The organism is Micromonospora sp. URMC 105 (assembly GCF_051386295.1).
In the GTDB taxonomy this organism is placed as follows: domain Bacteria; phylum Actinomycetota; class Actinomycetes; order Mycobacteriales; family Micromonosporaceae; genus Micromonospora.
Map to the genome: position 1 here is coordinate 96,747 of NZ_JBPQTL010000006.1, position 26,129 is coordinate 122,875.

17 protein-coding genes and 1 pseudogene are annotated in these 26,129 nt (G+C 72.2%); 10 read left to right on the forward strand and 8 right to left on the reverse strand.

The window, feature by feature from the left end; genetic code table 11:
- Positions 1-689: 689 nt before the first annotated feature.
- From ACSNN7_RS04115 to mce, 4 genes are all read right to left on the reverse strand, one after another.
- Entirely contained in the window at positions 690-2,888 is a 2,199-nt protein-coding gene (locus ACSNN7_RS04115) for a hypothetical protein (protein WP_436679216.1), read from the reverse strand.
- Between the two features lie 179 nt (positions 2,889-3,067).
- The gene (locus tag ACSNN7_RS04120) at positions 3,068-4,336 is read right to left on the reverse strand and encodes a cell division protein DivIVA (protein WP_436679217.1); all 1,269 of its coding nucleotides are present in this window, start codon (positions 4,334-4,336) and stop codon (positions 3,068-3,070) included.
- A gap of 278 nt (positions 4,337-4,614) precedes the next feature.
- A complete protein-coding gene (gene ccrA / locus ACSNN7_RS04125) occupies positions 4,615-5,970 on the reverse strand; it encodes a crotonyl-CoA carboxylase/reductase (protein WP_436679247.1) in 1,356 nt (451 codons plus the stop codon).
- 343 nt (positions 5,971-6,313) lie between these two features.
- Positions 6,314-6,790: a methylmalonyl-CoA epimerase gene (gene mce, locus ACSNN7_RS04130; RefSeq protein WP_436679219.1), complete on the reverse strand. Its 477-nt coding sequence runs from the start codon at positions 6,788-6,790 to the stop codon at positions 6,314-6,316.
- 62 nt (positions 6,791-6,852) lie between these two features.
- Between mce and ACSNN7_RS04135 the strand changes: the two genes are divergently transcribed.
- From ACSNN7_RS04135 to ACSNN7_RS04145, 3 genes are all read left to right on the forward strand, one after another.
- Entirely contained in the window at positions 6,853-8,052 is a 1,200-nt protein-coding gene (locus ACSNN7_RS04135; protein ID WP_436679220.1) for an acetyl-CoA C-acetyltransferase, read from the forward strand.
- Positions 8,049-9,053 carry a methylmalonyl Co-A mutase-associated GTPase MeaB gene (meaB, locus tag ACSNN7_RS04140; protein WP_436679221.1) on the forward strand — a complete coding sequence of 335 codons (1,005 nt, stop codon included), beginning with the start codon at positions 8,049-8,051 and terminating at the stop codon, positions 9,051-9,053. Before ACSNN7_RS04135 ends, meaB begins: the two co-directional genes overlap by 4 nt.
- A gap of 84 nt (positions 9,054-9,137) precedes the next feature.
- The gene (locus ACSNN7_RS04145) at positions 9,138-9,548 is read left to right on the forward strand and encodes an Asp23/Gls24 family envelope stress response protein (protein WP_436679222.1); all 411 of its coding nucleotides are present in this window, start codon (positions 9,138-9,140) and stop codon (positions 9,546-9,548) included.
- Positions 9,549-9,592: 44 nt separating this feature from the next.
- Here ACSNN7_RS04145 and ACSNN7_RS04150 read toward each other — a convergent pair whose 3' ends face one another.
- A complete protein-coding gene (locus ACSNN7_RS04150) occupies positions 9,593-10,213 on the reverse strand; it encodes a TetR family transcriptional regulator C-terminal domain-containing protein (protein WP_436679223.1) in 621 nt (206 codons plus the stop codon).
- A gap of 106 nt (positions 10,214-10,319) precedes the next feature.
- Here ACSNN7_RS04150 and ACSNN7_RS04155 point away from each other — a divergent pair, with 106 nt between their 5' ends.
- The 5 genes and pseudogenes from ACSNN7_RS04155 to ACSNN7_RS04175 form a co-directional block, all read left to right on the forward strand.
- Positions 10,320-11,036 carry an SDR family NAD(P)-dependent oxidoreductase gene (locus ACSNN7_RS04155; RefSeq protein ID WP_436679225.1) on the forward strand — a complete coding sequence of 239 codons (717 nt, stop codon included), beginning with the start codon at positions 10,320-10,322 and terminating at the stop codon, positions 11,034-11,036.
- Positions 11,037-11,068: 32 nt separating this feature from the next.
- Positions 11,069-11,308, forward strand: coding sequence for a tautomerase family protein (locus ACSNN7_RS04160; RefSeq protein ID WP_436679227.1), 240 nt, complete (start codon positions 11,069-11,071; stop codon positions 11,306-11,308).
- Between the two features lie 120 nt (positions 11,309-11,428).
- Positions 11,429-13,117: an acyl-CoA mutase large subunit family protein gene (locus tag ACSNN7_RS04165; RefSeq protein WP_334448887.1), complete on the forward strand. Its 1,689-nt coding sequence runs from the start codon at positions 11,429-11,431 to the stop codon at positions 13,115-13,117.
- A 201-nt stretch (positions 13,118-13,318) separates the two neighbouring features.
- Positions 13,319-14,245 carry a tetratricopeptide repeat protein gene (locus tag ACSNN7_RS04170; protein ID WP_436679229.1) on the forward strand — a complete coding sequence of 309 codons (927 nt, stop codon included), beginning with the start codon at positions 13,319-13,321 and terminating at the stop codon, positions 14,243-14,245.
- A gap of 66 nt (positions 14,246-14,311) precedes the next feature.
- Positions 14,312-15,265, forward strand: a pseudogene (locus tag ACSNN7_RS04175) (arginase family protein); the annotation flags it as partial.
- A 470-nt stretch (positions 15,266-15,735) separates the two neighbouring features.
- Here the strand turns inward: ACSNN7_RS04175 and ACSNN7_RS04180 are convergent.
- Positions 15,736-17,694: a penicillin-binding transpeptidase domain-containing protein gene (locus ACSNN7_RS04180; RefSeq protein ID WP_436679231.1), complete on the reverse strand. Its 1,959-nt coding sequence runs from the start codon at positions 17,692-17,694 to the stop codon at positions 15,736-15,738.
- Positions 17,695-17,981: 287 nt separating this feature from the next.
- Here ACSNN7_RS04180 and ACSNN7_RS04185 point away from each other — a divergent pair, with 287 nt between their 5' ends.
- The gene (locus ACSNN7_RS04185) at positions 17,982-23,027 is read left to right on the forward strand and encodes an NAD-glutamate dehydrogenase (protein WP_436679232.1); all 5,046 of its coding nucleotides are present in this window, start codon (positions 17,982-17,984) and stop codon (positions 23,025-23,027) included.
- Positions 23,028-23,085: 58 nt separating this feature from the next.
- Here the strand turns inward: ACSNN7_RS04185 and ACSNN7_RS04190 are convergent, their stop codons facing one another.
- The gene (locus tag ACSNN7_RS04190; RefSeq protein WP_436679234.1) at positions 23,086-23,802 is read right to left on the reverse strand and encodes a class F sortase; all 717 of its coding nucleotides are present in this window, start codon (positions 23,800-23,802) and stop codon (positions 23,086-23,088) included.
- Positions 23,789-25,117, reverse strand: coding sequence for a hypothetical protein (locus tag ACSNN7_RS04195; RefSeq protein ID WP_436679236.1), 1,329 nt, complete (start codon positions 25,115-25,117; stop codon positions 23,789-23,791). The genes ACSNN7_RS04190 and ACSNN7_RS04195 overlap by 14 nt, the downstream gene beginning before the upstream one ends.
- 536 nt (positions 25,118-25,653) lie before the next feature.
- Between ACSNN7_RS04195 and ACSNN7_RS04200 the strand changes: the two genes are divergently transcribed.
- The coding region (locus tag ACSNN7_RS04200; RefSeq protein ID WP_436679237.1) for a cellulose binding domain-containing protein at positions 25,654-26,129 on the forward strand (476 nt) is incomplete at its 3' end.

A 26,129-nucleotide genomic window follows, 5' to 3' on the forward strand; every position in this document is an offset into this window, starting at 1 on the left:
CTTCCTCGACGGCCCGCGGGTGCTCTGCGTCGGTGCCGGAGTGCTCGCTGCCCGTGCCGGGGTACGCCCCGCCGCGCGGGGTGCGGTCCACGCCGGGCGTGGTCGGTCCCGTACCGCCGGCGTCGCTCCGGGAGCCGCCCTCCGCCGGTTCGTCCTGTCCCACCCGACCTCCCGGGATCGTGTCCCGACGGGTACGCCGGAACTGCCGACCGTCCGTGTCCTGAGCCCGTGACCTGAGCCCGTGCCCGGCCTCTCCTGCCCGGAGGGTAATGGCCGGCAGGTGTCCGGGCCAGCCCCGTCGGCACGTGCGGCACCCGTCGGGGCGCGCCGGACGACGATGGCGGCGCGGCCCGCCGGGCGCAGGTGCGGGCCCGGGTTTGTCAGCTCACCGGGGGCGGCACTGCGCCCCGCCCTCGGTGCCTTCCTCCGGTCCTTTGCTCTGCTGCCCTTACGGCGACAGCGCCGGTGTCGCCGTAAGGGCAGCAGAGCAAAGCGATTGGCGCAGGGGTGCCGCCGGGCCCGGTCATCGCGATCTGGGCGAAGGGCGGGACCGGTGGCTGATCATGCGGTAGCGGCCAGCACCATCCCGGCTGACGGTGCCGCTTCAGCGGTCCCCGGCCGACCGTGCCGGTGCAACGGCCCTGGCGGCGGTACCGCTGCAACGGCCCTGGCCGACGCACCGGCTCCGGTCACTCCGACTCGGCGGTGACCTTGCTCGGCTTGGCGCTGCGCTCGTCGGTGGTCGGCTTGGTCGGCCGCTTGCCGTTCTCGCCGCTGCTAGTGATCTTGGTGGGGGTGGCCCCCCGGCCGCCCGTGCCGGGGACCGCGGCCACCGTCGGCTCGCCGTCCACCCCGGCACCCGCCGCAGCACCGTCCACCGTGGTCACCGGTTCAGCCACCGGCCGGGCGCTGGGCTTCGCGCCGTCCGTGGCGGGGACCGGCCCGGCCGGCGCGCCCTTGGCGGTCCGCCCGCCGTCGCCGGTGGCCTTCGCCCCGCCGGTGCCGGCCGTCGCCCCGTCGGTCGTCGGCCTGGCGCCGTCGGTCGTCGGCCGTGCGCCGTCGGCGGTGTTCTTCGTGGCGACGGCCGTGGCCTTCGCGCCGATGGTCGCAGGCTTGGCGCCGTCGGCCGTCGGCTTCGCGCCGTCGGTGCTCGGCGTGGCACCGCTGAGCGCCGGCGTGGCACCGTCCGTCATCGGCACGGCCGCCGTGCCGGTGACCTTCTGCAGCTGGAGCTCGGTGATCTGGCGCTGGAGATCGTCGAACTCCTGCCGCGCCTGCCAGGTCTCCTGCCGCAGGTCGGCGAGCTGCTGCTGGGCCTGCGCGATCTCCAGCATCACCTGGGCGAGCTGCTGACGGCCCGCCGCCGCCTCCTGCTGCGTGGCGGCCAGGTGCTGCTGGGTGGTGGCCAGGTGCTGCTGGGTCGTGGCGGCGTACTCCTCGAACTGGCGGCGCGACGCCGCGACGTGCTCGTCGGCCTTGCGGCGCTTGTCGGCCGCGTCCGTCTCGGCCCGCTGCAGCAGCGTGGTGGCCTCCTCCTCGGCCCGGCGGCGCATGGTGAGCGCGTCGGTCTCGGCGGCCTGGCGGATCCCGGCGGCACCCTGTTCGATCTCGTCGCGGCGCGCCGTCCATTCCCGTTCCAGCTGGTCGTGGCGGGTCTTGTGCTGCTTCTCCAGCTCCTGGTGCCGGCTGGTGTACTTCTTCTCCAGCTCGTCGCGGCGCTTGGCGTACTCCTGCTCGACGGCGGCGCGGCGCTGGGCCAGCTCCCGGTCGGCGGTCTCCCGCCGGCTGTTGACCTCCTTCTCCACGCCCGCCCGCCAGGCACCCAGCTCCTGCTGCGTCTGCGCGCGGGCGTGCTGGACGTACGCCTCCGTCTCGGTGCGCATCCGCTGCACGTACGTCTCGGTCTCGGCGCGGTTGCGCTTGGCCGCCTCGGCGGCCTCCGTGGTCAGCCGGTGCGCCTCCTGCCGGGCCCGGCCCCGGGTGCCCTTCGCAGCCTCCTCGGCGTCGTCGGTGATCCGCTTCGCCTCCTGCAGCGCCTTGGCGTGGGTGGCCCGCCCGGCCTCGGCCGCCGACTCGGTGAGCCGCTTGGCCTCCTGCTGGGCCTTGGCGTGCACCTCCTTGGCCGCCTCGCGCAGCTGGGTCGCCTCCTGTTGGGCCTTCGCCAGCGCTTCCCGGGCCGTCTCGCGCAGCTTGGTGGCCTCCTGCTGGGCGCGGCTGTGGATCTCCTTGGCCGTGTCGCGCAGCTGGGTGGCCTCCTGCTGCGCCTTGGCCAGGGCCTCCTGGGCGGCGGTGCGCATCCGGGTCGACTCGTCCTCAGCGGTGGCCCGCATCCGGGTCGACTCGTCCTGGGCGGTGGCCCGCATCCGGGCGGCGTCTTCCTTGGCGGTCCGGACCGCGGTGTCCGCCTCGGCCTTGCGGGCGGCGGTGTGCCGCTCCTCCTCCGCGCGCCGCGCGGCCAGCGCGATCTCGAAGTCCTTGAGCGCCCGGGCGGCCTGCTCGCGGGCCTCGTCGATGATGTGCTCGGCGGCGGCGCGGCGGGCCTCGATCTCCTCGTTGGCGGCGCTCAGGATGGCGTCCGCCTGCTCCTCGGCGAGGGCGAGGATCTGTTCCACCCGGGGCCCGAGGTGCTTGAACGAGGCCCGGTCCACCACGCCCACCTGCTTGCGCACCTGGGCCAGGTCCCGCTGGAGGTGCTCGACCTGCCCGGCCAGCTTGTGGATCTGGGTGTACGCCTGTTCCCGTTCGGCCGTCAGAGTCGCGATCTCGTGCTCCGCACGAGCGACGTACCGGTCGACCTGTCGTTTCTCGTACCCCCGCAGGGCGGACTCGAAGCTGGGCTCCGTGGTCACGTCCCCGCCGAGAGCGAACAGTTCCTCGCCGTGCGACATGCCCCCATCCTCACACGCATCCGGCCCTGCTGGGGCGATACGGACGCCCCTGTTGGGACCTACTTCACTGTGGCCGTACCGCCTGTATCAGGGGTTGGGAAACGCATACGGCGCGGGGTGCCACCGGTCAACCCGATGGCACCCCACGCCGTGCACTCATGCCCCCACGGTGCGCTGGGTCAGCTGGCCGTCTCCGCGGTCGCCCGCTGCTCGGTGCCCGCCGCCTTGGCGGCCTCCGGCTTGGCCGGCGCGGCGGCCGACTGCTGGGCCGGCACGCCCGGGACGATGCCGGCCAGACCGGAGAGCATCTGGCCGAGCTGGGAGGTGACCGCGTCCTTCTGACGGGTGAGGTCCTCGACCTCGCGACGGGCCGCCTGGGTGGTCAGCTCCGCCTCGGTGCGCGCCTCGGTGAGCAGCCGCTTCGCCTCGGCCTTGGCCTCGTTGAGGGTCTTCTCGGCCAGCGCCTTGGCCTTGTCGACGGTCTCGTTGGCGGTGCGCTCGGACTCGACCCGGCGCGCCTCGGCGCGCTGCTCGATCTCCTTGGCGCGCTCCTGGGCGGCGCGGGCCCGCTGCTCGGCCTCGCCGACCAGCTTCTGGGTCTGCGCGACCTGGGCGGCGTGCCGCTCCGACTCCTCGCGCTCGGCCTTCTCGCGGCGCTCGGCGAGCTGGAGCTCCAGCGCCTGCAGGTCCTTGTCCCGCTTGTCCCGGGCGTCGGTGAGCAGCTTCGTCGCCTCGGCCCGCTTCTCCTCGGCCTCGCGCGCGGCCTTGGCCCGCTGCTGGGTGATCTCCCGCTCGGCGGTGGCGCGCAGCGTGGCGACCTCCCGCTCGACGGTGGACTTGAGCTCGGCCACCTCGTGCGCGGTGACCGTACGCAGCTGCTTGGTCTCCCGGTCGGCGTCGGCACGCAGGGTGTCGGCCTCGCGGCGGGCCTGCACCCGGACCTCGGCGGCCTCGCGCTCGGCGGTGGTGCGGACGTTGCCGGCCTCGCGCTCGGCGGTGGCCTTCATCGCCGCCGCCTCGGCGCGCGCCTTGTCGGTGATCTCCCGGGCCTCCAGGCGGGCGGCGGAGAGGATGCCCTCCGACTCGCGCTTGGCCTCGTTACGGTGGTCGTTGGCCTGCTCCTCGGCCAACCGCAGGATCTGCTCGACGCGAGTACCCAGGCCGGAGAGGGTCGGCCGGCTGTTCTCCTCGAGCTGCTTGTTGGTGTCGGCGAGCTTCTGCTCGAGCGCGCCCTGGCGCTGCTCGGCCTGGCGGAGCCGACGCTGGGCGTCGTTCATCCGCTGCTCGGCCTCGGCCCGGGCCTGCTCGGACTGGGTCAGCGCGGCGGTCATCCGGCCGATGAAGTCATCGACCTGGTGGGTGTTGTATCCGCGCAGGCCGACGGTGAAATCTGGCTGCGAGTTCGCGTTATCGAAGAACGCGAGAGGGGAGGACTGCTGCTGGGGCATTGGGACATACTTGCAGACTCCCCGGGGTCGTTCGCAAGAGCGGTCCCGAGCTTTCGTGTCCTCATTACATGGTCAACTTCTGCCCTCGTCGACACCGGACCAATCGGCGATCTTGGCAGGTCCCGGGCGGGCCGAGGTTACGCCGAGTGAGCAGGAAAAGGGCCGCGGGGGATGCCCGCGGCCCTTTGTCCGTCGTCACTCGAATGGGGGTACGCCACCCATGTGGAAAGGCAATGGCCTCCTCACCGCAATGGGCATGCCGGCCTCACCCGGACGGCTCAGTGGCCGCGGAACCGGTTGATCGCATCCTCGTGGCGGGCTCGCAGCTCGGTGTCCCGGACACCCAGCCCGTCGGCGGGGGCGAGGCAGCGCACGCCGACCTTGCCCTGGTGGGCGTTGCGGTGCACCTCGTACGCGGCCTGGCCGGTCTGCTCCAGCGGGTAGGTCCGCGACACCGTCGGGTGGATCAGGCCCAGGGCCACCAGCCGGTTGGCCTCCCACGCCTCCCGGTAGTTGGCGAAGTGGCTGCCGACGATCCGCTTGAGGTGCATCCACAGGTAACGGTTGTCGTACTGGTGCTGGTAGCCGCTGGTGGAGGCGCAGGTGACGATGGTGCCGCCCTTCTTGGCCACGTAGACGCTGGCGCCGAAGGTCTCCCGGCCGGGGTGCTCGAAGACGATGTCCGGGTCCTCGCCGCCGGTGAGCTCACGGATCCGCTCGCCGAAGCGGCGCCACTCGTCCTGGTCCTGGGTCTGCTCGTCCTTCCAGAACCGGAAGCCCTCGGCGGTGCGGTCGATGACCAGCTCGGCGCCCATCTTCCGGCACAGCTCGGCCTTCTCCGGCGAGGAGACCACGCAGACCGGGATCGCGCCGCCGTTGAGGGCCATCTGGGTGGCGTAGCCGCCGAGGCCGCCGGAGGCGCCCCAGATCAGCACCACGTCGCCCTGCTTCATGTTGGCGCCGTGGTGCGAGACCAGCTGCCGGTACGCGGTGGAGTTGACCAGCCCGGGGCTGGCCGCCTCCTCCCAGCTCAGGTGGCGCGGCTTGGGCATCAGCTGGTTGGCCTTGACCACGCACAGCTCGGCGAGGCCGCCGAAGTTGGTCTCGAAGCCCCAGATCCGCTGCTGCGGGTCGAGCATGGTGTCGTCGTGGCCGGCCGCGTCCTCCAGCTCCACCGAGAGGCAGTGCGCGACGACCTCGTCGCCGGCCTTCCACTTGGTCACGCCGGGCCCGGTGCGCAGCACCACGCCCGCCGCGTCCGAACCCACCACGTGGTACGGCAGGTCGTGCCGGCGGGTCAGCTCGGAGAGCCGGCCGTAGCGCTGGAGGAACTTGAAGGTCGGCAGCGGCTCGAAGATGCTGGTCCAGACCGTGTTGTAGTTGATGGCGCTGGCCATCACGGCGACCAGGGCCTCGCCCGGGGCGAGTTCCGGGGTGGGGACCTCCTGCAGGTGCAGGGCCTTGCGCGGGTCCTTGTCGCGGGTGGCCATCCCGTCGAACATCCGGGTGTCCTCGGCGCGGACGACCATGCCGCGGTAGGTCTCCGGTACCGGCAACCCGGCGAGACCGGCGAGCTCCCGCTCCGGCTGGTCCGAGCCTTCCGCCGCCATGATCGCTTCGAGGATGTCCTGCACGGTGACCTCCCGTTCGTCCGCACCCACGCCGGGGGCAGAGGGTGCTGCCATCGTCGGCGCCGGTGCGACCGACCGCCATGTCGGCAATCGACACATCCGGCACCGGTCGCGCTCCTTGTTGGGCCGGGACGTTACTGAACGGTAGCTAGGGCCGGAAGTCCTCTGTGAAAAACTGCATTGGCCGATGCGTGGAGATGTCCGTGCGGCACCCCTACCGCGCACCCTCGCGCTCGCTCCCCTTCCTCTCGGCCGCGCCGCCCCCGTTCGCGGCGGGTCGGGGTGTCCGGCGACGGGGACACCCCGACCCGCCACAGACGGCGGCGCGAAGGGGGGCGAGGCGTGGTCAGTGGGCGTCGGCGGCCGGCTCGACCAGCTCGACCAGGACGCCGCCGGCGTCCTTCGGGTGCACGAAGTTGATCCGGGAGTCGGCGGTGCCGCGCTTGGGCTTCTCGTAGAGCAGCCGTACGCCCCGCTCGCGCAGCGCGGCGCAGGCGGCGTCGATGTCGGCGACCGTGTACGCCACCTGCTGCACGCCCGGCCCGTTGCGGTTCAGGAACTTCGCGATGGTCGACTCGGGGGTCAGCGGGGCGAGCAGCTGCACGCAGCCGCCCTCGGTGGTCGGGCCGACCGCCAGCATCGCCTCGCGGACGCCCTGCTCGGTGTTGGTCTCGGTGTGCACGCAGCGCATCCCGAAGGTGCGCTGGTAAAAGTCGATCGCGGCGTCGAGGTCGGCGACCGCGACCCCGACGTGGTCGATACGGCGCAGACCGATGTCTGTGACATAGTCGGCAGCGGGCTCGACGGGGGAGTTCTCAGCCATGGCGCTAGTCTGACCGAACAATCGTTAAGGCGTACAGGTCGGCACCCCCTCGGAGGCAGGCAATGGCTTCGGTGATCATCAGCGGCGCGCGGACCCCGATGGGGCGCCTGCTGGGCAACCTCAAGGACCTCCCGGCGACGAAGCTCGGCGGCGTGGCGATCAAGGCGGCGCTGGAGCGCGCCGGCGTCGCCCCGGACCAGGTTCAGTACGTGATCATGGGGCAGGTGCTCCAGGCCGGCGCCGGCCAGATCCCGGCCCGGCAGGCGGCGGTCGAGGCCGGCATCCCGATGTCCGTGCCCGCGCTGACCATCAACAAGGTCTGCCTCTCCGGCCTGGACGCGATCGCCCTGGCCGACCAGCTCATCCGGGCCGGCGAGTTCGACGTCGTGGTGGCCGGCGGCATGGAGTCGATGACCAACGCCCCGCACCTGCTGCTCGGCCAGCGCTCCGGCTACAAGTACGGCGACGTCACGATCAAGGACCACATGGCGCTGGACGGGCTCACCGACGCCTGGGACTGCTGCGCGATGGGCGAGTCCACCGAGAAGCACGGCACGCGGCACGGCATCACCCGTGAGGAGCAGGACGCGTTCGCCGCGACCAGCCACCAGCGGGCCGCCGCCGCGCAGAAGAACGGCCACTTCGCCGACGAGATCACCCCGGTGGTCATCCCGCAGCGCAAGGGCGACCCGCTGGTGATCAGCGAGGACGAGGGCATCCGGCCGGACACCACGGTGGAGTCGCTGGCGAAGCTGCGCCCGGCGTTCGCCAAGGACGGCACCATCACCGCCGGCAGCTCCTCGCCGATCTCCGACGGCGCCGCCGCCGTGGTCGTGATGAGCAAGGCCAAGGCCAAGGAGCTGGGGCTGACCTGGCTGGCCGAGATCGGCGCGCACGGCAACGTCGCGGGGCCGGACAACTCGCTGCACTCGCAGCCGTCCAACGCCATCCAGCACGCCCTCAAGAAGGGCGGGCTGAGCGTCGAGGATCTGGACCTGATCGAGATCAACGAGGCGTTCGCCCAGGTCGGCATCCAGTCGACCCGTGACCTGGGGATCAGCCCGGACAAGGTCAACGTCAACGGCGGCGCGATCGCGCTGGGCCACCCGATCGGCATGTCCGGCGCGCGGCTGGTGCTCACCCTCGCGCTGGAGCTCAAGCGCCGGGGTGGCGGCACCGGCGCGGCCGCGCTCTGCGGTGGCGGCGGTCAGGGCGACGCGCTGATCATCCACGTGCCGAACGGTGGCGAGACCCAGCAGTGAGCGATGCCGTCGACCACGCCCCGGCGGCGGCCACCGGGCCGGTGCGCCGCAGCCGGGACGTACCGATGCTGGTGGAACGGGCCCGCGCGGGTGACCCCCGCGCGGTGGCCCGGCTGATCACCCTGGTCGAGTCCGGTGACGAGGTGCTGCCGCAGGTGGCGGCGGCCCTCGCGCCGTACGCCGGTCAGGCCCAGGTGGTGGGGCTGACCGGCTCGCCCGGGGTGGGCAAGTCGACCACCACCAACGAGCTGGTCCGGGCGCTGCGGGCGCGCGGGCACCGGGTCGGTGTGCTGGCGATCGACCCGTCCAGCCCGTTCACCGGCGGCGCGATCCTCGGCGACCGGGTCCGGATGCAGGACCACGCCACCGACCCGGGGGTCTACATCCGTTCGATGTCCAGCCGGGGCCACCTCGGCGGCCTCTCCGCGGCCACCCCGCAGGCGGTGCGGGTGCTGGAGGGTGCCGGCTGCGACGTGGTGCTGGTGGAGACGGTGGGCGTCGGCCAGGCCGAGGTCGAGGTGGCCTCGCTCGCCGACACCACGCTGGTCCTGCTGGCGCCCGGCATGGGTGACGCGATCCAGGCGGTCAAGGCCGGCATCCTGGAGATCGCCGACGTCTTCGTGGTCAACAAGGCCGACCGGGACGGCGCCGACGCCACCGTGCGCGACATTCAGGGCATGATCGCCCTCGGTGAGCGCGGGCCGGGGGAGTGGCGCCCGCAGGTGGTCCGCTCGATCGCCGCCCGCGGCGAGGGGATCGACGACATCGCCGCCGCCATCGACAAGCACCGCGGCTGGCTGGAGCAGCACGACGAGCTGCGCCGCCGCCGGGAGGCGCGGGCCGCCGCCGAGATCGAGGCGATCGCGCTCGGCGCGCTCCGCGCCCGGATCGGCTCGCTGCGCGACGGTACGGAGCTGACCACGCTCGCCGCCAAGGTGGCGAAGGGCGCGCTCGACCCGTACGCCGCCGCGGACGAGCTGCTGACGCAGCTCGGCTCCTGACCGGTCCACTGCGGACCGGTCCCCGGCTAGTACGCTCGCACCGCCTCACGACCCGTGGGGCGGTGCGAGCCGTTTGGGGAGAGCATGGACGAGGCGACCCAGGAGCTGTCGGTGACGCCGGAGGCGGTGGCGGGCGGGACGACGCATGTCTCCGACGAGGTGGTGGAGAAGATCGCGGTGGCCGCCGCCAAGTCTGTGCCCGGGGTGGCCGAGCTGGGCGGCGACGTGGCCCGGTTCTTCAACGCCGTGCTCGACAAGGTGGGCCTGGACCAGGTCGGCGACGCCCGGCGGGGCTGCTCGGCGCACGTGACCGGTGGCGCGGCCGTGGTCAACCTGGTGCTGGTGATCACCGCCGGTCACCCGGTGCCACAGGTGACCGACGGGGTCCGGGCGGCGGTGACGGCGGCGGTCGAGGGGTACGGGCTGCGGGTCGACGAAATCAACATCCGGGTGGACGACGTGGCCCTGGGCGGTCCGGCGGTGCCGTCGGCCTGAGGCCGTGCGCGCCGCGCTTTTTCCGGGCCGACGCGGGGTCAGTTTCAGTCCAGCGCGGCCCGCACCTGCGGCGGCACCTGGAGCAGGTCCAGGCCGTTGCGCCACAGGGTCTCCAGCTGGGCCGGGTCGTTGAGCAGCTTCGCGAGCAGCGCGCGTCCCTCGATCTGGGCGACGATGGACCGCGCGGTCTCGCGGGTGTCGACCGACGGACCGGCCTCGCCCCGCTCTTTCGCCTCGGCGACCAGCGGCTCGATGAGGTCGATCTGGGCCTCGAAGATCTCCTGGAGCCGGCTGCGGACCTCCTCGGCCTGGGTGCTCAGCTCCAGCGCGAGGTTGCCGAAGAGGCAGCCGGTGACCAGGCCGGCCTTCTGCTGCCCGGCGCGCTGCACCTCCGCGGTGGCCTCGAAGAGGTCCCGCAGGCGCCGTAGCGGGTCGCGGTCGCTGCCGAGCAGCTCGACCCACTGCCGTCGCTGCCGCGTCCAGTGCTCGTCGATGACGGTGAGCGCGAGCGCCTGCTTGGACTCGAAGAAGTAGTAGAAGCTGCCCTTCGGCACACCCGCCGTCGTGCAGATCTCCGCCACGCCCAGCGCGGAATATCCCCGCTGCTCCAACAGGGTCGCGGCGGCCTCCAGGATCTTGTTCCGTGCGTCACTCGTCCGTCCCATGAACTAGACGATACATGACCGGTCGGCTAACTTTTTGTCGACCAGTCGTCTACTGGTCGTGCAGGGCCGGGCCAACGGGGTCTCAGCCCGTCAGGAAGGGAACGTCATGAGCACCAGTCAGGGACAGAAGGTCGCCGTGGTCACCGGGGCGTCCCAGGGCATCGGCGCCGGCCTGGTGGCGGCGTACCGCAAGCTCGGTTACGGCGTCGTGGCGACCTCGCGCTCGATCGGCGACGCCCAGGACCCGGAGATCGTCACCGTCCGGGGCGACATCGCCGACGCCGACACCGCGGAGCGGGTGGTCGACGCCGCCCTGCAGCGCTTCGGCCGCATCGACACTCTGATCAACAACGCGGGCGTCTTCGTCGCCAAGCCGTTCACGGACTACACCGACGAGGACTTCGCGCGGGTCACCGGGATCAACGTCACCGGCTTCTTCCACATCACCCGGCGCGCCCTGCCGCACCTGCTGGCCTCCGGCGCGGGGCACATCGTCACCATCACCACCACCCTGGCGGACCAGGCCAACTCCAACGTCCCCTCCGTGCTGGCGTCGTTGACCAAGGGTGGCCTCAACTCCGCGACCAAGTCCCTGGCCATCGAGTACGCCAGCCGGGGCGTCCGGGCCAACGCCGTCGCGCTCGGTGTCATCAAGACCCCGATGCACCCGGTCGAGACCCACGAGGCGCTCGCCGGCCTGCACCCGGTCGGCCGGCTCGGCGAGACCAGCGACGTCGTCGACGCCGTGCTCTACCTCGAGTCCGCGCCCTTCGTCACCGGCGAGATCCTGCACGTCGACGGCGGCCAGAACGCCGGTCACTGACCCAACGCAACCCCGCAGAAAGGACCAGCGCGATGCCGATCGTCACCATCCAGATCACCCGGGAGGGGAGCACGCCGGGCGCCTCCGCGGCGACCGCCGAGGAGAAGGCCGCCCTCATCAAGGGCGTGAGCCAGCTGCTGCTCGACGTCCTGAACAAGCCCTTGACCTCGACCTTCGTCGTGATCGACGAGGTCGACACCGAGAACTGGGGGCGCGGCGGGCTCCCGGTCGAGGAGTTCCGGCGGCAGGAAAGCGCCCGTTCGTCCGAGTGACCTGATCGAGGTGCGTACCGGCCGGTCACGTTACCGGCCGGTACGAACATCCTTAGCGATCGTTCAGGCCGGCGTTCTACACTCGGTCTTCAGTCGAGGACTCGAGGAGGAGCCCCGCGGATGAACGCCGACGAGATCGCAGCCGGACGGGCACGCTGGCAGGCCCGCTACGACGCCGCGCGAAAGCGGGACGCCGACTTCACCACGCTGTCCGGGATGACCGTCGACCCGGTCTACGGGCCGCCGGAGGGCACCGCGTACCCGGGCTTCGACCGGATCGGCTGGCCGGGCGAGTTCCCGTACACCCGGGGGCTCTACCCGACCGGTTACCGGGGGCGCACCTGGACCATCCGGCAGTTCGCCGGGTTCGGCAACGCCCAGCAGACCAACGAGCGCTACAAGATGATCCTGGGCGCCGGTGGCGGCGGGCTCTCCGTCGCCTTCGACATGCCCACCCTGATGGGGCGTGACTCCGACGACCCGCAGTCGCTCGGCGAGGTCGGCCACTGCGGCGTCGCGGTGGACAGCGCCGCCGACATGGAGACGCTCTTCGACGGCATCGACCTGGGCGGCGTCACCACCTCGATGACCATCTCCGGCCCGGCCGTGCCGGTCTTCTGCATGTACCTGGTCGCCGCCGAGCGGCAGGGCGTGGACCTGTCCACGCTGGACGGGACGCTGCAGACCGACATCTTCAAGGAGTACATCGCGCAGAAGGAGTGGCTCTTCGACCCTGAGCCGCACCTGCGCCTGATCGGCGACCTGATGGAGTACTGCGCCCGGGAGATCCCGCGGTACAAGCCGCTGTCGGTCTCCGGCTACCACATCCGCGAGGCCGGGGCGACCGCCGCGCAGGAGCTGGCGTACACGCTGGCCGACGGGTTCGGCTACGTCGAGCTGGGGCTCAGCCGTGGGCTGGACGTCAACGTCTTCGCTCCGGGCCTGAGCTTCTTCTTCGACTCGCACGTCGACTTCTTCGAGGAGATCGCCAAGTTCCGCGCCGCCCGCCGGATCTGGGCCCGCTGGCTGCGCGACGTCTACGGCGCCACCAGTGAAAAGGCGCTCTGGCTGCGGTTCCACACGCAGACCGCCGGGGTGTCGCTGACCGCGCAGCAGCCGGTCAACAACGTGGTGCGCACCGCCGTCGAGGCGCTCGCCGCGGTGCTCGGCGGGACCAACTCGCTGCACACCAACGCCCTGGACGAGACCCTGGCCCTGCCCACCGACGAGTCGGCCGAGATCGCCCTGCGTACCCAGCAGGTGCTGATGGAGGAGACCGGCGTGGTCAACGTCGCCGACCCGCTCGGCGGCTCCTGGTACGTCGAGGCGCTCACCGACAAGATCGAGGCCGAGGCGGAGGAGATCTTCGCCCGGATCCGGCAGCTCGGCGGCGAGGGCCCGCACCAGATCGGCCCGATGACCTCCGGCATCCTGCGCGGCATCGAGGACGGCTGGTTCACCGGCCACATCGCCGAGTCGGCCTTCGTCTACCAGCAGGCGCTGGAGAAGGGCGACAAGCGGATCGTCGGCGTCAACTGCCACACCGGCACGGTCGCCAAGGAGCTGGAGATCCTGCGCATCTCGCACGAGGTGGAGCTGGAGCAGCGCCGGCTGCTGGCCGAGCGCAAGGCCGCCCGCGACGACGCCGCCGTCACCGCCGCCGTCGCCCGGATGGTCGAGGTCGGCCGCACCGGCGAGAACATGATCCCGGCCATGCTCGACGCCGTCCGCGCCGAGGCCACCCTCGGCGAGATCTGCGACGCGCTGCGCGCCGAGTGGGGCGTCTACCGCGAGCCGGCCCGTTTCTGACCCTGCTCCACCCTCCGCGACCGGTGCCCTCGCCGGTGGCCGCGAAGCACCGCGAAAGGTGCGGACGGCCACCGGCGAGGGCATCGTCGCGCGGGGCGGTCGCGGAAGCGGCCGGGTGGGCGGTGAGCAGGGGTGAGAGTTGCAACTGTCGCCGTCGCGGTTGATCTGAGTTCAGCGGGACACGTGCGAGACTAGGTAACCATGAGCGACCCACGGATCACCTCGTCGATCTTCACCCGCGGCGCGGTCGACCTCAGTGCGCTGCGCAGCACCGCACCGGCCAACACCCGCCCCAGCACACCGACCCAGGCCGGCCCGCCCGCCGGTCTCCCGGGCGGCCCCGCCACCGGTGGTGGCGGCCTCGCCGTGGTCGACGTGACCGAGGCGACCCTCCAGTCCGAGGTGCTCGAACGGTCGATGACCGTGCCCGTCGTCATCTTCTTCGGTGCGGCCGGCTACCCGGAGAGTGACCAGTTCGCGCCGGTGCTGGAGCGGCTGGCCGCCGAGGGTGGCGGCACGTGGGTGCTGGCCCGCATCGACGTGCAGGAGAACCCCCGGATCGCCCAGATGTTCCAGATCCAGGCGCTCCCGACCGTCTACGCGGTCGTCGGCGGGCGGCCGATCGACGCCTTCCCGGGCGTGGTGCCGGAGGCCCAGCTGCGCCAGTGGATCTCCGCGGTGCTCAAGGCCGGCGGCGTGGCTGTGGCCGAGCCGGAGGACCCGCGCCTCGACGAGGCCGACGACGCCCTGATGAGCGGCGACCTGGACGCCGCCGAGCGGGCGTACCGGAAGATCCTGGCCGAGTCCCCGGCGGACGCCGCGGCGGAGGCCGGCCTGGCCCAGGTCGGGGTGGCCCGCCGGGTCGCCGGCGTCGACCCGCAGGCGGCGCTCACCGCCGCGCAGGGCGCCCCCGACGACGTCGAGGCTCAGCTGCTCGCCGCCGACGTCGAGGTGCTCAGCGGCATGGCCGAGCAGGCGTACGCCCGGCTGGTCGGTCTGGTCCGCCGGACCGCCGGCGACGACCGGGAGAAGGTACGCCAGCACCTGGTCTCGCTCTTCACCATCGCCGGCCCGGACGACCCCGCGGTCGCCTCGGCCCGGCGGGCCCTGGCCAGCGCCCTGTTCTGAGTTCGTAGCACGCCAGCGCGGGCCGGCGTTCCGGCCGGCCCGCCCGACCACCGAGGACGGGAGCCCATGATGCGCCGGATCGCCGTCCTCGACGCGCCGACAAACCTGGGACTGCGCCCACCCACGTCCACCTCCGTCCCCGGCTGCGGCAAGGCCCCCGGCGCGCTGCGCGACCACGACCTGCTCGCCCGGCTGCGGGCCCGCGACGCCGGCTGCCTCACCCCACCCCGGTACGACCCGGGCGACTGGCGGCCCGGCGACGGGGTCTGCCACGCCCGGGAGATCTCCGGCTACTCGGTGGCGCTGGCCGACCGGATCGGCGCGATCATCGACCGGGGCGAGTTCCCGCTGGTGCTCGGCGGGGACTGCTCCGTGCTGCTGGGCTCGGCGCTGGCCATGCACCGGCTCGGCGAGGCCGTCGGCGGCCGGATCGGCCTGGTCTTCGTGGACGGTCACTCCGACTTCCGGCACCCCGGCAACGCCTCGTACGTCGGCGCGGCGGCGGGGGAGGACCTGGCCCTGGTCACCGGGCGCGGGCAGGCCGACCTGGCCGCCATCGAGGGGCGGCGCCCCTACTTCCGCGACATCGACGTGGTGGTGCTCGGGATCCGCGCGCAGGACGAGTACCGCCTCGACCTGCAGGCCGCCGGCATCACCACCCGGCCGGTGCCGGCGCTGCGCGCCGAGGGCGCGGCCCGTACCGCCCAGTGGGCGCACGAGCAGCTCGCCGACTGCGCCGGCTACTGGGTGCACATCGACGTGGACGTGCTCGACCCGGTGGTGATGCCGGCGGTGGACGCCCCCGACCCGGGCGGGATCGCCTTCGCCGAACTGGAGATCCTCCTCGCCGGCCTGGTGGACACCCCGCACTGCCTCGGCGTCGAGCTGACCGTCTTCGACCCCGACTACGACCCGGACGGCTCGTACGCCGCCGAGATCGTCAACACCGTCGTGGCCGGGCTGGCCCCGGTGTCGGCGCCGGAGGCGGTGCCGCCCCGGCTGCTGCCGGCGGCCCCGCCGCCGCAGCGCGTCCGGTCCACCGGGGCGCTCGCCCGTGCCGTCACCCCGCCCGGCAGTGGTGCCGAGCCGGTCCGGGGGACGGGCTCGCCGGTCGGCATCACGCCGGACGGGTCCGGAGAGCCGGCGGTGGACGCGGCCGACGCCGGCCGGGCCGTCGAGGGCGAGGTCGGGGCGGGGGCCGCACCGGGCCCGGCGACCGGGCTGCTCGGGCCGGCGCCGGTCGAGACACCGGTGGCCGTCGAGCCGGTCGGTCCGCCCGCTGCCGTCGGGCCCGGCCTGCTCCGCCGGGTGCCCCGCGCCGAGGAGGACGGGGCCGCGGAGGACGGGACGTCGCCGTCGTCCGCCGGCATCGCCTGTCCGTGATCGATCCCCGTTCGCGGCGGGTCGGGGCATCACGGCCGACGGACACCCCGACCCGCCGCAAACGGGGGTTCGCCCGGGCGCCGGAAGGCGCGACGACGCCGGGCGGGTCAGCGCAGGGCGCGGAGGAAACGCTCGCTGATCGGAACGGCGCTGGACGTGCTGGACCCGCCCTGCTCCACGAACACCGCGAACGCGACGTCGCCCTGCCAGCCGACGAACCAGGCGTGGGTGTGCGCCGGGTTGTTGTCGTACTCGGCGGTGCCGGTCTTGCCGTAGACCGGACCGCCCGGCACGTCGGACAGCGCCTTGGCCGTACCGGCGGTGACCACCTCGCGCATCATCGCCTTCAGCGGCTCCACCGACTCGGCCTTCAGCTGCGGACCGGGCTCCGCCGGCTTGGCCGGGGCCGGGTCGAGCACCAGCTTCGGCTGCTCCCAGCGACCACGGGCGACGGCGGCGGTCGCCCCCGCCATGGCCAGCGGACTGACCACCGTGGTGCCCTGGCCGATCGCCGCGGCGGCCTGCTCGACCGGGGAGCCGTTGGCCGAGACCTTGCCGGTGAAGGCGTCCGTGCCGAGGTCCCAGCTGCCCTCCAGACCGAGGGTACGGCCGGTGGCGGCGAGCCCGTCGGGGCCCAGCTTCGGCGCCAGCGAGGCGAAGGCGGTGTTGCAGGAGCGGGCGAAGTCGGTGCGGAACGGCACCTTGCCGAGGACGAAGTCGTCGGAGTTCTTGAAGGGGCGTCCGTCCACGGTGAACGTCTTCGGGCAGTCCACCGTGGCGTCGGCGCTCACCGCGCCCCGGTCCAGCAGGCCGAGGGCGCTGACCATCTTGAAGGTGGAGCCCGGCGGCACCTGGGCGGTGAAGGCCAGGTTTTCCCCGGCCGCGCCCGGCCCGTTGGCCGCGGCGAGCACCGCGCCGTCGCTGATCCGTACCGCCACCAGGGCCGAGCGGCGCTTCTCCCCGCGCAGCGCCGCGTCCGCCGCGTTCTGGGTGGCCACGTCGAGGGTGGTCTTCATCGGCTGACCGGGCTGCGGCGCGTGCCGGAAGACCTCGGTCGGCTCCGGCGTGCCGTCCGGGCCGGCGGGCCGCTGGACGAGCACGGTGAGCCCGGGGGTGCCGCGCAGGCGGTCGTCGTAGCGGCCCTGCAGGCCGCCGTGGCCGACCAGGTCGCCCTTGGCGTACTTGTCCGGGTGGGCGGCCAGGTCGTCGGCCTGCGCCTCGTCGACCGAGCCGAGCAGCGCCCGGGCGAACTCCCGGGTGGGCGCCAGGTCGCGCTGCTCGCTGGGGAACCGGGTGCCGGGCAGGTCGTAGATGCGCGGCCGGATCTGCCGGTACGCCTCGTCCCGCAGCGTCACCACCTCGACGAAAGCGCCCGGATCGGCCTCGCTGAGCCGTTTCGGCAGGTCGGAGAGGTCGACCGGGGGATTCAGCGGCGGCCGGATCGCCCGGAACGCGGCGTCGAGCTGCCGGACCAGCGCCTTGGCGTCGGTCACCTCACTGGGTTGCACACCGACCCGGACCACCTTCCGGGGCGCCACGATCGGCTGCCCGGCGGCGTCCAGCACCCCGGCCCGGGGGCTGCGGTCGCGGCGCAGCGTCAACCGGTCGCCCTCGCCGAGCTGCTCCTGCACCAGCTGCGGCTCCCAGATCACCTGCCACTGGTCGTCCCGGCCCTGGCGCAGCCGTACCGGCCGGTCGTACGCCCAGGTGGTCGTGCCCGGCAGAGCCCATTCGACCCGGATCGTGGCGGTGGCGATGTCCTTGGTCACCTTCGGGTCGCCGGAGCGGCGCAGGGTGGGTGGGGTGGCGGCCAGCTCGCCGGAGAGTTCCTTGATCTCCTTGGCGACGTCGCCGGCCGGCAGCCGGGCGCCGGTCGGGTCGATGAACCCGACCGCGGCGAGGTCGCCGGAGCGCCAACCCTTCAGGAAGGCGTCCACGGTCCGCTCCGGTCCGTCGCCGTCGGAGCACCCGGTGAGCGCGCCGGCCGCCAGCACGGTGGCGGTCAGCGCGGCGAGAGCCGGCCGGAGGCGCGTACGCAAGCGACGGGGCGGGTACGACACGGGCATGGAGCGGTACCTCCGGATCTCGGACTGCCCTGCACGCTAGTACGGCCGTGCTCCCCGTACCGCCCCGGTCGGTCGCACGCTGCGTGAAGACCAACGGCGGCGGTGTGATGAACATCGCGAGTTCGGGGTACTCCGGAGCCGGCCGACCGCGCATCTGCAACGGGTGAAAGGACAGAGTCCCGAACCGGACGTCCGGCCGGTGGTCCGCCGACGAACGCACCGAGCGGCAGGCCTAGGCTGGGCGGCAGAGTGACCCACAACGCGGTGGGTCGAGGGGAGTGGCACCGATGGACCGGCGTCCGGCGTACAAACCGGGACCCGACCTCCGGCAGGCTGACACCGGCCGGGACGACAGCTTCGATTCGGCGACCGACGGAGACGGCTTCGGCCGACTCGACACAGGAGTGACCGGGATGACCGGTTCGAGTATCGACACCCTCTACGACCTGGGGCTTCCTTCGGAAGCGCTCGGCGACGACGTGGAGGACGCGGAGCTCGACGAGCCGGTACCCAACGCGGAGCGCCTGGTGGCCCAGGCGGTGGCGTTGGCCGGCGAGGACCACGACGCGGCGACCCTGGTGAGCCGTTTCTGGCGGTTCGCGCCGGACGAGGAACTGATCGGCTTCACCGCCGAGGAGATGCTCGACGCGGCCCGGGCGCACCGGGACCTGGCCCAGCAGCGGGTGCCCGGCGAGCTGAAGCTGCGCATCCACGAGCCGCACGCCGAGCAGCACCACACGGTCATCGAGATCGTCACGGACGACATGCCGTTCCTGGTCGACTCGGTGACCGCGCTGCTCAACTCCTACCACCTGGACGTGCACCTGCTGGTGCACCCGCTGGTCGTGGTGCGGCGGGAGCCGCTCGGCCGGCTGACCGAGGTCTCCGCCGACGTGGAGCCGGACGACGCGATCGCCGGCGACCTGGTCGAGAGCTGGATGCGGATCGAGATCGACCCGGTCCGCGACGCGGCCGAGCGCGAGAAGCTGCGCCGCGAGCTGCAGCGGGTGCTCACCGACGTGCGCGAGGCGGTGGAGGACTGGCCGAAGATGCGCCAGCGCGCCCTGGCGCTGGCCGACGAGCTGGCCTCCGCGCGGACCTCCGACAACCGCCCGCCGGTGCCGGAGAAGGACATCACCGACTCGGTGGAGCTGCTGCGCTGGCTGGCCCACGACCACTTCACCTTCCTCGGCTACCGGGAGTACCGGCTGGTCGACAGCGACGGCGGCGAGGGCCCCGCGCTGGAGGCGGTGCTCGGCACCGGGCTGGGCATCCTGCGCTCGGACTCGCCGGAGGCGCGGGCGCTGTCGTCGATGACGCCCGAGGCGCACGAGAAGGTGATGGAGAAGCGCCTGCTGATCATCACCAAGGCGAACTCCCGGGCCACCGTGCACCGCTCGGCGTACCTGGACTACATCGGGTTCAAGATCTTCAACGAGGCCGGCGAGGTGGTCGGTGAGCGGCGCTTCCTCGGCCTCTTCTCCACCGCCGCGTACCGCACCAGCGTCCGGGAGCTGCCGGTGGTCCGGCGCAAGGTCGCCGAGGTGCTGGACCGCTCCGGTCTGAGCCAGCGCAGCCACTCCGGCAAGGACCTGCTGCAGATCCTGGAGACCTACCCGCGCGACGAGCTGTTCCAGATCAAGACCGAGGACCTGTACCACGCGGTCATCGGCGTGCTGCGGATGGCCGGCCGCCGGCAGCTGCGGGTCTTCCTGCGGCGCGACGCGTACGGGCGGTTCATCTCCTGCCTGATCTACCTGCCCCGGGACCGGTTCACCACCCAGAACCGGCTGCGCATGCAGGACATCCTGCTGCGCGAGCTGAACGGCGTCGGGGTGGACTACACCACCCGGGTGACCGAGTCGATGCTGGCCCGGGTGCACTTCATCGTCCGGACCGACCCGACCCAGCCGCCCGGTGACGTCGACGCCGACCTGCTCGCCGAGGAGCTGGCCGACGCCACTCGGCTCTGGGACGACGACTACCGGCTGGTGCTGGAGCGCAAGCTCGGCGACGAGCAGGCCAAGCACCTGTTCAGCCGGTATGCCGACGCCTTCCCCGAGGGCTACAAGGACGGGCACACGCCGTACGAGGCGATGAAGGACCTGGCCAAGCTGGAGCTGCTGGAGGAGCCCGGCCAGCTGGAGATGCACCTGTTCCGCAAGCAGCTCGCGCCGCGCGCCCCGGACGCCGACGACGTGATGGACGTCCGGTTCAAGGTCTACCGGTACGGCGAGCCGATGATGCTCTCCGCCGTGCTGCCGGTGCTGCACTCGCTGGGCGTCGGGGTGGTCGACGAGCACCCGTACGAGGTGGACCGGGTCGACGGGCGGGTCTTCCTGTACGACTTCGGCCTGCGCCTGCCCGAGGGGCACCAGGAGCTGGCCGAGGTCCGCCCGCACGTGGAGAACGCCTTCGCCGCCGCCTGGCGGGGCGAGGCCGAGGTGGACGGCTTCAACGAGCTGGTCCTGCGCGCCGGTCTCACCTGGCGGCAGGTGGTGGTGCTGCGCGCGTACGCGAAGTACCTGCGCCAGGCGGGCACGGTCTTCTCCCAGGACTACATGGAGCAGACCTTCATCGCGTACCCGAAGATCGCCTCGCTGCTGGTGGAGCTCTTCGAGACCCGGTTCGCCCCCGGCGCGGCGGCGAGCATGGAGCAGCGCCAGCAGCGCAGCGGCGAGCTGGTCACCGCGATCGGCGCGGCCCTGGACGACGTGGCCAGCCTGGACCAGGACCGCATCCTGCGGTCGTACCTGACGCTGATCCAGGCCACCCTGCGGACCAGCTTCTACCAGCGGCCGGCCGGCGGTCGCCCGAAGTCGTACGTGGCCTTCAAGCTGGACCCGCAGGCCATCCCGGACCTGCCGGCCCCGCGGCCGAAGTTCGAGATCTTCGTGTACTCGCCCCGGTTCGAGGGCGTGCACCTGCGGTTCGGGCCGGTGGCCCGGGGCGGGTTGCGCTGGTCCGACCGGCGGGAGGACTTCCGGACCGAGGTGCTCGGCCTGGTCAAGGCGCAGATGGTGAAGAACGCCGTGATCGTGCCGGTGGGCGCCAAGGGCGGCTTCGTGCTCAAGCAGAAGCCGGGGGACCGGGACGAGGCGGTCGCCTGCTACAAGGAGTTCGTCGGCGCGATGCTCGACGTCACCGACAACATCGTCGGCGGCGAGATCGTGCCGCCGAACGACGTGGTCCGGCACGACGCCGACGACCCGTACCTGGTGGTGGCGGCGGACAAGGGCACCGCGACGTTCTCCGACATCGCCAACGAGATCTCGGCGGCCCACAACTTCTGGCTCGGCGACGCGTTCGCCTCCGGCGGTTCCGCCGGGTACGACCACAAGAAGATGGGCATCACCGCCCGGGGTGCCTGGGAGTCGGTCAAGCGGCACTTCCGCGAGCTGGGCCACGACACCCAGACCCAGGACTTCACCGTGGTCGGCGTCGGCGACATGTCCGGTGACGTGTTCGGCAACGGCATGCTGCTGTCGGAGCACATCCGGCTGGTGGCCGCCTTCGACCACCGGCACATCTTCCTCGACCCGGACCCCGACGCTGCCACCTCGTACGCGGAGCGCCGGCGGCTGTTCGAGCTGCCCCGGTCGTCGTGGGAGGACTACGACCGGAAGCTGATCTCGGAGGGTGGCGGGATCTTCCCGCGTACCGCCAAGTCGGTGCCGATCTCGCCGCAGGTCCGGGCGGTGCTCGACCTCGACGAGAGCGTGACGCAGCTGAGCCCGCAGGAGCTGATGAAGGCGATCCTCACCGCGCCGGTCGACCTGTTCTGGAACGGCGGCATCGGCACCTACGTGAAGGCGTCGACGCAGACCAACGCCGAGGTGGGCGACAAGTCCAACGACGCGATCCGGGTGGACGGCAAGAGCCTGCGCTGCCGGGTGGTCGGCGAGGGCGGCAACCTGGGCTGCACGCAGCTCGGCCGGATCGAGTACGCCCTGGCGGGCGGACGGATCTACACCGACTTCATCGACAACGCGGCCGGGGTGGACTGCTCCGACCACGAGGTGAACATCAAGATCCTGCTCAACACGGCGGTCGCCGACGGCGCGCTGGACGTCCCGGAGCGGGACGAACTGCTCGCCCAGATGACCGACGAGGTCGCCGAGCTGGTGCTGCGGGACAACTACGACCAGGCACGGGCGATCAACAACGCCCAGGCCCAGGCCGCGTCGCTGCTCCCGGTACACCGGCGGATGATCAACGAGCTGGAGCGGGCCGGGCAGCTCGACCGGGCCCTGGAGGCGCTGCCGCCGGACGAGGAGCTGGCGGTCCGCACCGAGTCCGGGCTGACCGCGCCGGAGTTCGCGGTGCTGCTCGCGTACGTCAAGATCGTGCTGGAGCGGGAGATCCTGGCCGAGGGGCTGGCCGACGAGGAGTGGACGACCGAGGTCCTGGTCAACTACTTCCCGACGCCGATGCGTGAGCGCTTCGCCGACCGGATGGCCCAGCACCGGCTGCGCCGCGACATCGTCACCACGGTGCTGGTCAACGAGGCCATCAACCGGGGCGGCATCTCGTTCGTCTTCCGGGTGGTCGAGGAGACGGCCGCCTCGCCGGCGGACGTGATCCGGGCGTACGTGGTGGTCCGCGAGGTCTTCGGGCTGCGCGAGCTCTGGGACGCCGTCGAGGCGTTGGACAACAAGGTCTCCCCGGAGCTGCAGACCAGCGTCTACCTGGACACCCGGCGGCTGCTCGACCGGGCGGTGCGCTGGCTGGTCACCAACCGGCGCTCGCCGATCGACGTGCCGGCCGAGATCGCCCGGCTCCGGGACGGCGTGGCCCGGCTCCTGCCCGACCTGGAGGAGCGCTTCTACGGCAGCGAGCGGGAGTCGCTGGCGGCCCACATCGACTCGATGGCCGAGCGGGGTCTGCCGCGCGACCTGGCCGAGCAGGCGACCCGGTTGATGTACAGCTTCGGCCTGCTGGACGTGGTCGAGACCGCGACCGGCACCGGGCGGGACGTGGGCGAGGTGGCCTCGGTGTACTTCGTCCTGTCGGACCTGTTCCGGGTGGACTCCCTGCTGTCGAAGATCTCCCTGCTGCCGCGGGAGGACCGCTGGCAGACGCTGGCCCGGATGGCGCTGCGCTACGACCTCTACGCCGCGCTGGCCGCGCTCACCGCGGAGGTCCTGGACTCCACCCCGGACAGCCTGCCCTCGAGCGAGCGGGTGCTCCAGTGGGAGCAGTCGAACGCCACCTCGATCCACCGTGCGCGGCGGGCGATGGGGGAGTTCGATGAGTCGCGGGCCGACCTGGCCGCCCTGTCGGTGCTGCTGCGCCAGATCCGCACCCTGGTGCGGACCTCCGCCGCCGCCTGACGAGTACGCAGACGCGCCTCCGGTGCGGACCTGGTGTCCGACCGGAGGCGCGTCGCGTTCACGCGGTCATCGTGGCGAGGACGACGACGTTGTCGGGGTAGCTGCCGGTGGCCTGGTCGAACTGGCCGCCGCAGGTCACCACCCGCAGGGCGGGCTTGTCGTTCGGGCCGTAGACCAGCTCGGCCGGGAACGAGGCCTTCGGGAACGACCGGACCTCGTCGACGGTGAACGTGGCCTTGACCCCGTCGGCCCGGGTCACGGTGATGGTGTCACCCGGCTGGAGGGCACCGAGTTCGAAGAAGACGGCGGGGCCGAGCTTCGCCGAGTCGACGTGCCCGACGATCACCGCGTTGCCGGCCTCGCCGGGGCTGAACCCCGGGGAGTACCAGCCGGCCCGCTGCGCCTGGTCCAGCGGGGGGACCTGGACGGTGCCGTCCGGGTTGGTGCCCAACGACATGATCTCGGCGTCGACCCCGATGCGCGGGATGGAGATGGTGCGGGGGTCGGACCGGGACAGTGCGGCGGGGGCCGCCTTCACCGCGCCGTCGCGGCTCTGACCCTGGCCCTGGCCGGGCACGCCGGAAGCGACCGGGGTCTGCGGGGCGGACTGGGCCCGCGGCTGCGGCGGGCGGGGTGGGGGTTCGGTCTGCAGCGACGCGCCGATCATTCCGGCGCCCACCATGGCCAGCAGGACGACGACGGCCGCGGCGGCGGCGCGCCACGGTCTCCCGTGACGGCCGCCGGCCCGTGTCGCCGTCGTGTCAGACGAGGCCATCGGCCTGACGCCGGCGCATCAGCACGATGCCGCCCAGGGCAGCCGCGCCGATCATGCCCGCCCCGCCCATGGCCATGCCACGGTCGGTGCTGGTGGTGGTCATGCCACCGTCACCACCGTCGACCCCACCGCGGGGCAGGACAACCAGTTCGCCCTCGCCGCAGGAGCCCTTGAGCTCGTACCGGCCCGGACGGGCGTCCTTGTCGACCTTGGCTTCGCCGTAGTAGACGAAGTCCCGCTTGTGCTCCCAGCGGTCCCCGTGGTTCCGGTCGTCGTCGCGGTCGTCGCGGCCGTAGCCGTTGTGGTCCTTGTCGTCGTGGCCGTAGCCGTTGTCGTCACGGCCGTAGCCGTTGTGGTCCTTGTCGTCGTGGCCGTAGCCGTTGTCGTCGCGGCCGTAGCCGTTGTCGTTCTTGTCGTCGTGGCCGTAGCCGTTGTCGTCGCGGCCGTAGCCGTTGTGGTCCTTGTCGTCGTGGCCGTAGCCGTTGTCGTCCTTGTGGTCGCGGTCGTCGCGGCCGTAGCCGTTGTCGTCCTTGTCCTCGTGGTCGCGGTCGTCACGGCCGTACCCGTTGTCGTTCTTGTCGTCGTGGCCGTAGCCGTTGTCGTTCTTGTGGTCGCGGTCGCGGTCGTCGCGGCCGTACCCGTTGTGGTCCTTGTCGTCGTGGTTGCGGTCGCGGTCGTCGCGGCCGTACCCGTTGTGGTCCTTCTTCCAGTCGTCCTTCTTCCAGTCGTCCTTCTTGTCGTGCTCGTCGCGGCCCTCGTAGCCGCCCCGGTCACCGTTGTGACCGCCGTCGGCGGCGAAGCCGCCGCCCGCGCCGCCGGCCGGGGGCTGGCCGCCGCCGTTGCCGTTCCAGCCGCCGTTGTCCTTGCCGTTGTCCTTGCCGTTGTGGTCCTTGTCGTTCTTGTCCTTGTCGTCCTTGCCGTTGTGGTCCTTGCCGTTCTTGTCCTTGTCGTCCTTGCCGTTGTGGTCCTTGCCGTTCTTGTCCTTGTCGTCCTTGCCGTTGCCGTCCTTGCCGTTCCAGTCCTTGCCGTTCCAGTCACCGTGGTCCCCGCGCCGGTCGTCGTCGACCCGCTTCAGGTCGACCTTGCCGGTGACCTTCGACCAGACGTAGGCGTGCTCCTGCCGGTCCTCGCAGACCTGGAGGAACTTGACCTTCTCGCCAGCCTCGACGATCTTCGGCTTGGCGTAGACCTTGCCGTCCCGGTCCCTGCCGTCGTGGTGGTCGTCCGCGAACGCGATCCCCGGCGTGAAAACCAGGAGGGACGCGCCGCCGAGGGCGGCACCCGCTACGACCTTCCCGAGCATCTTCTTAGCCATGACCTGCGTCACTCCATCCCTGTTGTCCTGAGCCCGACGACAGTCGAGCTATGGCCGACGTTAGACGGTTTCGCGACTTATCCGGGGAAAGATTCGTGTTTTAGAGTTTGCAGCTCCAAGGGGTCATACGGGTGCTACATGGCTTCTGTCCGCCCTGTCGGCCCGCTCTCGACCCGTCGCGCGTTCTGTGCGTCGGCGCGGAGCGAGGGGCGTACGTCCCGGTCTGCGACCGGCTGCGTCCGGCGGCCCGACCGGGCATCGAGGCATTGCCATGGAAGCGCTCCCATGCAAGAATCGCTGCACGCGGTTCGGGGAGCCACACCGCGCAGGCAGACGTCGAGGGCAACCGGTCCGAGCGGACGGCGTCGCCGCCACCGGTCCACGGACCGGTCACGTCACCACCACCACCGCCCGTCCGGGTCGGGCACCCCCCGAGATATCCCGTTGGCGCCGAGGACCGTCCCGCCGGGACGTCCACCGGTGGCCATTCCGCCGGGCCGTACGCGGATCCGGTCTCGCCCAAGGAGTTCAGTGGCATGAATCTGTGGAGAAACCTGTCCGGCCCCCGCCGGACGGTCGCGCTAGCCGGTGCGAGCGTCCTGGTGGCGGGCGGGATGGTGGCCATCCCGGTCACCGCGGCGCAGGCCGCGACCCAGTGCAGCGTCGACTACACCACCAGCGACTGGCCGGGCGGGTTCACCGCCACCGTCACCATCAAGAACCTCGGTGACCCGGTCAGCTCCTGGAACCTCGGCTTCACCTTCCCGGACACCAGCCAGAGGGTGCAGCAGGGCTGGTCGGCGAAGTGGTCGCAGACGGGCCAGAACGTCACCGCCGCCAGCGAGTCCTGGAACGGGTCGCTGGGCACCGGCGCCAGCACCAGCATCGGGTTCAACGGCGCCTGGAGCGGCAGCAACCCGAAGCCGGCCTCGTTCACCCTGAACGGGACGGCCTGCACCGGCGGCACCCCGACGCCGACGCCCACCACCCCGACCCCGACGCCGACCACCCC

Excerpts from the sequence above, each read along its gene's own strand:
- ACSNN7_RS04115 (WP_436679216.1), bottom strand. The coding sequence starts at position 2,888 with ATGTCGCACGGCGAGGAACTGTTCGCTCTCGGCGGGGACGTGACCACG.
- ACSNN7_RS04120 (WP_436679217.1), bottom strand. The coding sequence starts at position 4,336 with ATGCCCCAGCAGCAGTCCTCCCCTCTCGCGTTCTTCGATAACGCGAAC.
- mce (WP_436679219.1), bottom strand. The coding sequence starts at position 6,790 with ATGGCTGAGAACTCCCCCGTCGAGCCCGCTGCCGACTATGTCACAGAC.
- ACSNN7_RS04135 (WP_436679220.1), top strand. The coding sequence starts at position 6,853 with ATGGCTTCGGTGATCATCAGCGGCGCGCGGACCCCGATGGGGCGCCTG.
- ACSNN7_RS04145 (WP_436679222.1), top strand. The coding sequence starts at position 9,138 with ATGGACGAGGCGACCCAGGAGCTGTCGGTGACGCCGGAGGCGGTGGCG.
- ACSNN7_RS04150 (WP_436679223.1), bottom strand. The coding sequence starts at position 10,213 with ATGGGACGGACGAGTGACGCACGGAACAAGATCCTGGAGGCCGCCGCG.
- ACSNN7_RS04155 (WP_436679225.1), top strand. The coding sequence starts at position 10,320 with ATGAGCACCAGTCAGGGACAGAAGGTCGCCGTGGTCACCGGGGCGTCC.
- ACSNN7_RS04160 (WP_436679227.1), top strand. The coding sequence starts at position 11,069 with ATGCCGATCGTCACCATCCAGATCACCCGGGAGGGGAGCACGCCGGGC.
- ACSNN7_RS04165 (WP_334448887.1), top strand. The coding sequence starts at position 11,429 with ATGAACGCCGACGAGATCGCAGCCGGACGGGCACGCTGGCAGGCCCGC.
- ACSNN7_RS04170 (WP_436679229.1), top strand. The coding sequence starts at position 13,319 with ATGAGCGACCCACGGATCACCTCGTCGATCTTCACCCGCGGCGCGGTC.
- ACSNN7_RS04180 (WP_436679231.1), bottom strand. The coding sequence starts at position 17,694 with ATGCCCGTGTCGTACCCGCCCCGTCGCTTGCGTACGCGCCTCCGGCCG.
- ACSNN7_RS04185 (WP_436679232.1), top strand. The coding sequence starts at position 17,982 with ATGGACCGGCGTCCGGCGTACAAACCGGGACCCGACCTCCGGCAGGCT.
- ACSNN7_RS04190 (WP_436679234.1), bottom strand. The coding sequence starts at position 23,802 with ATGGCCTCGTCTGACACGACGGCGACACGGGCCGGCGGCCGTCACGGG.
- ACSNN7_RS04195 (WP_436679236.1), bottom strand. The coding sequence starts at position 25,117 with ATGGCTAAGAAGATGCTCGGGAAGGTCGTAGCGGGTGCCGCCCTCGGC.